General features: G+C 69.3%; 8 protein-coding genes and 1 pseudogene. 6 read left to right on the forward strand and 3 right to left on the reverse strand.

Features of this window, described 5'->3' with window-relative positions; translation table 11 throughout:
- Window positions 1-343, forward strand: a pseudogene (locus tag QN357_RS15720) (hypothetical protein); the annotation flags it as partial.
- A gap of 334 nt (window positions 344-677) precedes the next feature.
- Window positions 678-2,369 (forward strand): hypothetical protein, encoded by a 1,692-nt coding sequence (locus tag QN357_RS15725; protein ID WP_322140613.1) that lies wholly within the window; start codon window positions 678-680, stop codon window positions 2,367-2,369.
- 242 nt (window positions 2,370-2,611) lie between these two features.
- On the opposite strand, the gene QN357_RS15730 is transcribed toward QN357_RS15725, so the two are convergent.
- Window positions 2,612-3,334 (reverse strand): EAL domain-containing protein, encoded by a 723-nt coding sequence (locus QN357_RS15730; RefSeq protein WP_322140614.1) that lies wholly within the window; start codon window positions 3,332-3,334, stop codon window positions 2,612-2,614.
- Between the two features lie 79 nt (window positions 3,335-3,413).
- Between QN357_RS15730 and QN357_RS15735 the strand changes: the two genes are divergently transcribed.
- Together QN357_RS15735 and QN357_RS15740 are read left to right on the forward strand one after the other, a co-directional pair.
- Window positions 3,414-3,935, forward strand: coding sequence for a sugar transferase (locus tag QN357_RS15735; RefSeq protein ID WP_323505174.1), 522 nt, complete (start codon window positions 3,414-3,416; stop codon window positions 3,933-3,935).
- On the forward strand, window positions 3,842-4,120 hold the full coding sequence (locus QN357_RS15740; protein ID WP_323505175.1) for a sugar transferase: 279 nt from the start codon (window positions 3,842-3,844) through the stop codon (window positions 4,118-4,120). The genes QN357_RS15735 and QN357_RS15740 overlap by 94 nt, the downstream gene beginning before the upstream one ends.
- A gap of 3 nt (window positions 4,121-4,123) precedes the next feature.
- Here the strand turns inward: QN357_RS15740 and QN357_RS15745 are convergent, their stop codons facing one another.
- Together QN357_RS15745 and QN357_RS15750 are read right to left on the reverse strand one after the other, a co-directional pair.
- Entirely contained in the window at window positions 4,124-4,861 is a 738-nt protein-coding gene (locus tag QN357_RS15745) for a CPBP family intramembrane glutamic endopeptidase (RefSeq protein ID WP_322136553.1), read from the reverse strand.
- 38 nt (window positions 4,862-4,899) lie between these two features.
- On the reverse strand, window positions 4,900-6,645 hold the full coding sequence (locus QN357_RS15750; protein WP_322136552.1) for a bifunctional diguanylate cyclase/phosphodiesterase: 1,746 nt from the start codon (window positions 6,643-6,645) through the stop codon (window positions 4,900-4,902).
- A gap of 400 nt (window positions 6,646-7,045) precedes the next feature.
- Between QN357_RS15750 and QN357_RS15755 the strand changes: the two genes are divergently transcribed.
- Together QN357_RS15755 and QN357_RS15760 are read left to right on the forward strand one after the other, a co-directional pair.
- Complete coding sequence (locus QN357_RS15755) at window positions 7,046-8,488, forward strand: polysaccharide biosynthesis tyrosine autokinase (protein WP_322140615.1); 1,443 nt, start codon at window positions 7,046-7,048, stop codon at window positions 8,486-8,488.
- A partial coding sequence (locus QN357_RS15760; protein WP_323505176.1) for a hypothetical protein occupies window positions 8,485-9,111 on the forward strand: 627 nt, incomplete at its 3' end. The genes QN357_RS15755 and QN357_RS15760, both read left to right, overlap by 4 nt.

Here is a 9,111-nt window from a genome sequence, read left to right on the forward strand (position 1 = left end):
GGCTACAATGGTGGCCCCGATGGCCCCGATGGCCCCGATGGCCCCGATGGCCCCGATGGCCCCGATGGCCCCGGTGACCTCGGCTATCCCGACGGATCCGACCGACGCGGCCGGCCCGACCGCCCTCATCGACACAATCGTGACATTCGGAGCTTCGGCGAAGTCGACCACGCCGGCGCACTCCGGCAAGGTCTCGGCCCCGGCCGCACTGTCGGTCACGGAGCTCGCATCGACCGGCATCGGCACACTCGAGTTCGGCGGTTTCGCCGGCCTGTCTTTGCTCATCGCCGGAGCCGCCTTGATGTTCACGCGACTGATCAACACCGGTCGTATGAACGTCTAGTCTCCACCCCTGATGCACGGATACCGTCGGCCCGACCGGACCGGCGGCATCCGTCGTTTAGGCGGTCCCGTGCTTGCCCTGAGGTGTCGCAGAACGACGTTGGAGGGGCGTAGGAACGTCGATCTGCGACGCTTCAGCGAGGTCGGGCCCACACTCATCGGTGAGTTGCAGAAACTAGATTTCACCTGCGATTCTCCACTACCCACTATCATCGTGGGCACACGTGTTGCGCGGGGGTGGTCCGCGACATGCAGGGGGCCGTCGTCATCGCCGGGTTCTGGCAGCCGCTTTCCGCCGCGCTCATGCCGACCGACGACCCGAGAAGGGCACCACCGTGAGCGACTCCCGCACCCTCCTGTTCGCCGAGGCCGCGAACCCCGCGACCTCGCCAGCCCGCCTCGCCAAGCTCGCCGCGAAGCATTTCGACCTGCATCGGGCGATCGCTGCGAACCCCGCGTGTTATCCAGGTCTTCTCGAATGGATGCGCGGCTGCGGCACGCTCGAACCGCTCGCACCCGCATTGACGCAGTCTCCAATCGCGGCGCAGGCACCGACCCGAAAGGCGGCGCACGCTGAGCCATCCGTGCCCGCCTATGCAGTCTCCCGGCCCGTGTCCCTGCCCATGTCCCTGCCCGTGTCTGGCCCGGTAGGGGCCGGGTCGGGCGCACCCGGCGGCTGGCAGCAGCCCGTCGTTCGGGCCAGCGCCGCGGCATCCGCCGGACGTCGCCGCCGTCGGCCCGGCCTGCTCTGGGGATCGATCGGCGTTGCCGTGCTGTTGCTCGCCGGTGGCGGCGTCTGGGCGTACGCATCCGTCTTCTCCAAGATCGGCGGGTCGTCGACTCCGCAGGCCGCAGTCGAAAAGCTCCTGACCGGAGCGGTGTCGCTGGACCTGCTCAACGTGTACGGCTCCCTGTCTCCCTCGGAGATCACCTCGCTCCGGGGCCCGGTCGAGACGCTCGGCCGGATCAAGCTGGATTCCGCGACCAGCCCGACCGACTACACGGCCGTCTTCGAGAAGCTGCGACCGAACCTGAACGTCACCCTCACCGGCTTGGACTTCTCGGTCACCGACATCGGCGATGGGATTGCTGTGGTCGCCGTGACCGGTGGCCAGCTGCACGTCGACGGTGACCCGAACGCTCTCGCCGGTCTGTGGATGGACGCCGTGAAATCCCAGCTCACCGAGCAGCTGAAGGCGACAGGCTCCACCGACGAGCAGGTCGCGGCCTCGCTCGAGAAAACCCGCGCGGCCGCCGTGGCCGGCATCGACGCCGCGTTGCCCTACGACCGCAGTGCGAGCGACCTTAAGCAGGACCTGGGGAGGGACGTCACCGCAGTCGCCGTGCAGGAGGGCGGCTCGTGGTACGTCAGCCCCCTGCTGACCGGGTTCGAGCAGGGCTTCCAGGACCGCCTGCGCGCGGACCCGACGTTCACCCGCGGGGCCATCGTCGCGCCGGCCACCTATGTCACGCCGGAGGACGCAGTCCGCGGGCTGGCCGACGGGGTCTCCGCCTACCTGGCCCGGGGAGATTCGGGCGCACTCGCCGCCGCGCTTCCCCTCGCCGAGCGGCGCCTTGTGAGCCTATACGGCGTGCCCCCCTCTTCAGTCGACGGACGGAGCCTGAACGTCACCAACGTCGGCGTCTCCAGCACGGTGTCCGGCGACACCGCCCGGATCACGCTGGATGACCTGTCCTTCGCGGGGGAGTCGGACTCGGTGCCGTATGCGTTCTCGATCTCGGGAGTGTGCGCCACGGTCGGGAGTGCCTCTGGCGCAAAGATCTGCCTCGATCAGATCCCCGGCTTCGCGAAGCTCGGAGCCCAGGATCTGCGGCTCATCGCCGTGCACGAAGGCGACGGCTGGTTCGTCAGCCCGTTGCGCACCGTGGCCGATGCGAGCTCGATCGTGATCAACCGGGTGGCGCAGCTGAGCCAGAGCGGCGAGCTCGCCGACCTCTTAACCACGACAGCGAATGCCCCGATCACCTCCGACGAAACGGCTCCCGTCGAGGAGGGTGCCTACTGAGGCCCCCGACATCCGTGCGCGGCCGCGACGGTTTTGGCAGGCCGCGCCGGTCTGGTGTCGCGGCCGCGTCGGTTTGCGCAGGCCGCGCCCGCCGTTTCGGGTGCGGCCTGCGGAAACGGTAGCGGCGGCGCGCGCGGCTGACCCGCGGATGCCCCGAGTCAGCGGGCGAGCTGGCCGGCGGCAATGCGCGAGCAGACCGCGGCGACGTCGGCGGATGCGGCCGGTCGCGAGAAGAAGAACCCCTACCCGTACTCGCACCCGTGTGCACGCAACCACTGCGCCTGCACCGCGGTCTCGATGTCCTCGGCGATGACGCTGCTTCCGAGGCCGCGCGCGAGCCCGAGGATCGACTGCACGAGCGGCGCATCCGTTTCGCGCAGCCCGATCGCCGAGATGAACCGGCGGTCGATCTTGAGCACGTTCGCGCGCACCTCGCTGAGCCGGGCCAAGTTCGAGAACCCGGTGCCGAAGTCGTCGATCGCGATCGCCGCCCCGGCCGCTTGCAGCTCGGCCATGTTGTCGTTCACCTCCGCGAACTCGGTGACGTAGTCGCTCTCGGTCAGCTCGATCTTGAGCGCACCGCGCGCGAGCCCCGAGCTGGACAGGATCGCGAGCACCCGGGCGGCGTACTGGGGGTCGCCGAGCTCGATGCCCGAGGCGTTGATGCTGACGAAGAACGGCGGATGCCCCGGCGGGGCCTGGATCGTCCAGCCCGTGGCCGTCGACATGGCCGTTTCGAGTACCCACTCCCCGAGGCGGGGCCTCATTCCGCTCGTCTCGCACAGCGGGATGAATTCCTCGGGGGAGATCGCGCCGCGTACCGGGTGCGTCCAGCGCAGCAGCGCCTCGACGCCCGCCGCGCGCATCGTGTCGAGGTCGATGATCGGCTGGTACACGACGGTGAACTCGCCGTTCGCGATCGCAAGGCCGACGGCGGCGGAGGAGGCGTACTGGCCGCCGTGCACCCGGGTGGTTCCCCGGCCTGAGCATCGCGGCGACCGCCGACGCCAGCACGACGATCGAGTCGCTCGTGAGCATGCCGTCGTGCCGGGAGAGCGCAACGCTGATCGACACCGCGAGACCGGACGGCACCACCTCGTGGTCGCCCCCGGCCTGACCGACCTCGGCGGCCCCCGCATCAACACCCGACCCGTCGCCGGCCTGCCGCTGATCCACGTGGAGACGCCCCGGTTCGAGGTCGGCAAGCGGTTCACGAAGCGCGCCTTCGACCTCGTCATCGGCGGGCTGCTGCTTCTCGTGCTGTCGCTCGTGATGGCGGTCACCGCGCTGTCGATCCGCCTTGTCGGCATCGGCCCGGTGCTCACCCGCGAGCAGCGCATCGGCAGCGGCGGCCGCCCGTTCACCCTGCTCGGCTTCGGGTCGGTGGATGCCCGGCGCCCCGGCGCGCCCCGGCGCGCCCCGGCGCGCGCCGGCGCCGCTTCGGTCTCGACGAATTCCCGCAACTGTTCAGCGTGCTCACCGGCACGATGTCCCTCGTCGGACCGCGCGCGCCGCTCGAGGACGAGGTCACGGGCTTCGACGGCCTCGAGCACCGCCGGTTCCTGATGAAGCCGGGCATGACCGGCCTCGGCGAGCTCTACGAGCACTCCACCCTGCCCTGGGAAGAACGGCTGCGCCTCGACATGTACTACATCGAGAACTGGTCGATCGTGGGCGACGTGATCATCCTCTGGCGCACCGCACGGGCCGCCCGCCGCCGCACCCGCCGCGGCCGAATCCGAGCCCGCTGACACCTACCCGAGCAGCGCCGGTACCACCACGAGCCCGTTGAACACCACGTGCGCGATGATCGCTACGCCGAGCCGCCCGGTGACCGCGGTGACGGATGCCGCCGCGAGCCCGAACACGAACGTCCCGGCCCCGACCACCCACAGGGCGGTCGGCGAACCGGCATCCACCACGTGCATCAGCGCGAACACCAGCGCACTAACCGTGCACGCGACGGACAGGGCCACCGGGCGGCGGGCATCCGTGGCCGCGGCGACCGCCTGCAGCAGGAGCCCGCGGAAGAACAGCTCCTCGATGAAGGGAGCGATCAGCACCGGGGCGAGGAGGGACAGCACGATCCACCACGCGTCGTGCGCGGGGGCGTCGAGCGTGGCGCCCGCGGTGCCCATCTGCCCGTAGCCGGCGATCTCGAACAGGCTCGCCACCACCCGGGTCAGCAGCCCGATCGTGAGCCCCCAGAGCAGGTCGAGCGGATGGAAGCGCAGCCCGAAGTCACGGGCGAGCGAGCGGGAGCCGCGCAGGTAACAGGCCACGAGCACGCTTCCGAGTAGCGGCACCCACACCACCAGGTAGCTGAGCACCTCGACAAGGCGCGGGTCGGTGAGGTAGCCGTGGCTGAGCGCCCAGTCGGCCGCGAGCACGAGCAGGATCGCCCCGACCGCGCCAGCAGCCGCGTCATCGAGGCCCCAGCGCACGCGCCGGGCCGGGGGAGAGGCAGGGGCAGCGGGTGTGGCGGGGCTCATGCACTCAAACTATCGTGTCGCCGGTGCGCCCCGCCCGCCTATTCAGGGCGCAACGCGGCCGAGCGCGCGCTCAGCCCCGCGCACACCGCGGCAAGGTCGGCGGATGCCACGGGCCGGGAGAACAGGTACCCTTGCGCGAAGCGGCACGCATTTTCCTCGAGCCAGTCAGCCTGGACATCCGTTTCGACGCCCTCGGCTATGACGCTGCTGCCGAGCCCGCGGGCGAGTCCGAGGATCGATTGCACGAGCGGGGCGTCGTCGGCGGCGCAGCCGATCGCCGAGACGAAGCGGCGGTCGATCTTCAGCACGTTCGCCCGCACCTCGCTCAGCCGCTCGAGGTTCGACGAGCCGGTGCCGAAGTCGTCGATCATGATCGGGATGCCCGACGTCTGTAGCTGGGCCATGTTCGCGTGCACCGCGCCGTACTCCACGACGTAGTCGCTCTCGGTGAGCTCGATCTTGAGCACGCCCGCCGGCAACGCCGCAGCCGTGCACAGCGCGAGCAGCCGGTCGGCGTAGTGCGGGTCGCCGAGTTCGATGCCCGAGGCGTTCACGCTCACGTAGAACGGCGGCGCCCCCGGCTCGACCGGCATCGTCCACGAAGACGCGATCGTCACGGCGGTGTCGACGATCCAGTCGCCCAGGCGCGGCATCGCGCCGCTCGCCTCGCACAGCGGAATGAACTCGACCGGCGAGATCGCGCCCCGGGTCGGGTGCGTCCAGCGCAGCAGCGCCTCGGCGCCGACCGCCCGCCGGGTGCGCAGGTCCACGATCGGCTGGAACACCAGACTGAACTCGCCGTTGGCGATGGCCTGCCCGACCGCGGTCGCGGTCGCGTAGTGCCCGCCATGGACGCGGGTGGTCCCGCGCCCCGCCCGCTTGGCGCTCGAGAGCGCCTCGGTCACCCGCGTGCGGAGCCCGGAGGCCGACTCGCCCGGCTCGTGGCCGGCGATGCCCGCGGAGAAGACATGGACATCCGCCCGCATGGCCTCGACCGCGGCCTCGGCTTGCCAGGTGGTCATGCCCGGCAGCAGGATCGCGAATTCGTCGCCGGCCGTGCGGGCGACAACTGCGCCCGAGTCCGGGCCGCCGAGCCGCGTGCACCGTGCGGCGAAGTCGATGAGAATCGTGTCGCCGTAGGACCGCTGGCGCACCTCGTTGGTGAGGGTGAAGTGGTCGAGGTCCACGAGCACGACCGTCGTCACGTCGCCGGGCGAGGCGCTCCGGACATGATCGTTGAGGATGCGTTTGAAGTAGATCCGGTTGCCGAGCCGGGTCAGGTCGTCGGTCTCCGACTTCAGTGTGCTCGTCACGAGCCAGTGCAGTCCGAAATTCGCGATGATCGCCGCAGGGATGATCAGGAGCAGATCGATGCCGCGCATGCCCGGGTGCACGAACAGCGCGGTCGTGACCAGCACCGTGCCGGCCACGGCGAACGGCAGCGACTGCACGATCGGCAGAAACATATAGGACAGCGCGAGGATCACGAGGATCCACGTGCTCATCGCGAGGGCCGAGGAGGTGGTGTCGGTCAGGTAGACGCTGACGGCGGTGTCGAGCAGTAGGAAGGTGAGCACGATCGTGCGCACGGCCCGGGTGAAAAACCGGCGAAAGAGAATCGACAGCAGCCCTACCGGCAGCGAGACACACGCGATGAGGACGAACAGGCCGGCGTGCGGGGCAACGCTCTCCTCCGGTGTGCCCACGTAGACGAAGAGCACGAGGGATGCGAACGTCGTCAGGCTGCCGAGCAGCAGCCCGGCCACCTTCGGGTTGTCGAACATTCCCGGATGGAACGTGACCATCAGCTCGGCGCGGAAAAATCTCCCCAGAGATTCTCTCCATCGGTGTGTGCGATTCCCCCCTGAATCATCCATCAGCCGGTTATCTGTGGTGGGGCCAGGGCTGGCCCGGTTCCGCACGCGGAAGACGACTCCCGCTGCACCTCGTTGTATGCAAATGTCGCGCCCATGCAGCGAGCCTACCGCCGCCGCTCCCGCCCAAACGGATGCCGCCGCTTGGCCGCCGCTCGCCCCACCCCCATTTGCCTAGATCCCCGACCCCCATTCGGGCACATTGCCCAGTCACGGACGGAGAGCGCGAACCTTATGTGACAACATGTCAGGGGCGCACGAATTGTGCCGCCGTGCGCCAAAAGTAAGTCAACACAGGAAAGGCCGCCTAGTGGAACTTCGCGACTACATTCGCATCCTCCACAAGAGCTGGGTGATGATCCTCATCTTCGTGCTCGTCGCCGTCGCGGCCGCGGCCACGTACTCGCTGATGCAGACCCCGAAATTCAGTGCCTCCGCCAAGGTCTTCGTGTCCACCCAGTCCACTGGCACCGCTCAGGACCTCGCCCAGGGCAACAGCTTCTCGGTGCAGCGGGTCAAGACCTACTCCGACCTCGTGGCCGCCCCTATCGTGCTCCTGCCGGTGATCGGCAACCTCGGGCTCGGCATCACTGCCGATGACCTCGCCAAGCAGGTCACGGCATCCGCCCCGCTCGACACGTCCATCATCGAGATCGCGGTCAGCGACACCGACCCCGTGCGGGCCGCCGACATCGCCAACGCCATCTCGATCAGTCTCGCCGCCGTCGTGCAGACCATTGAAACCCCCGAGTCCACCGCGACCGGCGTCGCCGGCGTCTCCCCGGTCAAGCTCACCCGGGCGCAGGAAGCCACCGTACCCAGCGCCCCGGTCAGCCCGAACGTACCTCTTAATATCGCCCTCGGCCTGCTCGTGGGCCTCGCCCTCGGCGTCGGTGCCGCGGTACTCCGCGAAACCCTCGACACCCGCATCCGCAACGAGCGCGATGTGGAACAGGTCACCGACATCCCCATCCTCGGCGGCATCGTCTTCGACTCGAAGGCCCAGGACCGACCCCTGATCGTGCACGTCGACCCGCGCAGCCCGCGGGCCGAAAGCTTCCGTACGTTGCGCACCAACCTGCAGTTCCTCGACGTCGGCCGCACGGACCGCAGCTTCGTGATCACCTCGTCGATCGAGAGCGAGGGCAAGAGCACCACCGGGGCAAACCTCGCCATCGCGCTCGCCGACTCCGGTGCCCGCGTCCTGCTCGTCGACGCCGACCTCCGCCGCCCGAAGATCGCCGACTACATGGGCATCGACGGCACCGTCGGCCTCACCGACCTTCTCGTCGGCCGCGCCGATCTGGCCGACATCATCCAGCCGTGGGGGCGCTCCAAACTGTTCGTGCTGCCGGCCGGCCAGGTGCCGCCCAACCCGAGCGAACTGCTCGGCTCCGCCCGGATGACTTATTTCGTCGGCGAATTCAACAAGAACTTCGACGTCGTCATCTTCGACGCCCCGCCGCTGCTCCCGGTGACGGATGCCGCCATCCTGGCCAAGAGCGTCGGCGGCGCCCTCGTCGTCGTGGCCGCGGGTCGCGTGCACAAGAACCAGCTCACCGGCGCCATCGCCGCACTCGGAAACGTCGGGGCCTCGGTGTCCGGGCTCGTCCTCACGATGCTGCCGACCTCGGGGGCGGATGCCTCGGGTTACGGCCGCTATGGCTACGGCTATGGTTATGGCGCCGATGATGCCGATACTGTGGACATCACCCCCCGAAATGGGGTCCGAAAGGTGAAGGTGCGAAATTGACGATTGACCCAGACCCGACGGCCCCAGCCGCCGAGCCTCCGTTCAGCATTCTGGTCGTCTGCACCGGAAACATCTGCCGTTCGCCGCTCGCCGAACAGCTGCTCACCACACGACTCACGAACGCCGGTATCCCCGTACTCGTGACGAGTGCCGGCACCTATGCCATGGTCGGCAAGGGCATGCCCGATGAAGCCGCCGCCCTGTCCGTGCGCTACGGCGGGGACCCGCGCGCCCACGTCTCCCGGCAGCTCACTGCGCGGCTCGTCGCCGACGCCGACCTGGTCGTGACTGCCGACCGCGAACACCGTGGCGAGGTGGTCTCCCTCTACCCGCGCGCTGCCCGCTACGCCTTCACCCTCAACCAGCTCGCCCGTCTGATCGACGGCCTCCGCGACGCCGAATTCGCCGCAGCGGAACACGCCGCCGCCGAACGAGCAAGCACAGTCAGCGACACCAGCGAACACCGCGGCGACGACGGTGCCGCGGTGCCTCTCACCGCCGCCGACACCCTCCGCGCCTACATTGCCGAAATCGCGGCCAGCCGCGGCCTCACCCCACCGCCCTCCGACCCGGCCGACGACGACATCGAAGACCCGTACCGTCGCTCCCTCGCCACCTACGAC

The sequence above is a fragment of the Cryobacterium sp. RTC2.1 genome, from assembly GCF_035018685.1.
GTDB classification, from domain to species: domain Bacteria; phylum Actinomycetota; class Actinomycetes; order Actinomycetales; family Microbacteriaceae; genus Cryobacterium; species Cryobacterium glucosi.